The 255-nt window shown below is 72.5% G+C and carries 1 protein-coding gene; it reads left to right on the top strand.

The features are described from left to right. Positions 1 to 255 (top strand): FtsW/RodA/SpoVE family cell cycle protein (locus SB822_RS58880; RefSeq protein WP_410859347.1); only part of this gene is annotated, 255 nt, incomplete at both ends.

Raw genomic sequence — 255 nt, 5'->3', positions numbered from 1 at the left:
ATGGTGGCCTGGTACCTGCACCGCATGCCGCTGCCGCCGCGCATTCCGACCGTGCTGGTGAGCCTGGTGATCATCGGCGTGCCGACCGCGCTGATCATGCTGCAGCCGGACTTCGGCACCGGCGTGCTGATCGCCGCCAGCGGCGTGTTCGTGCTGTTGCTGGCCGGCCTGCCGTGGTGGTGGGTCGGCGTGGGCGTGGGCGGCGTGGCGGCGGTCGCGCCGGTGGCCTGGTTCTGGCTGCTGCGGCCCTACCAG

This window comes from Paraburkholderia sp. SIMBA_054 (genome assembly GCF_046534875.1).
GTDB lineage: Bacteria > Pseudomonadota > Gammaproteobacteria > Burkholderiales > Burkholderiaceae > Paraburkholderia > Paraburkholderia hospita.
Note: the sequence above shows the minus strand (reverse complement) of the source record. Positions and strands in the feature narration are given on the sequence as shown.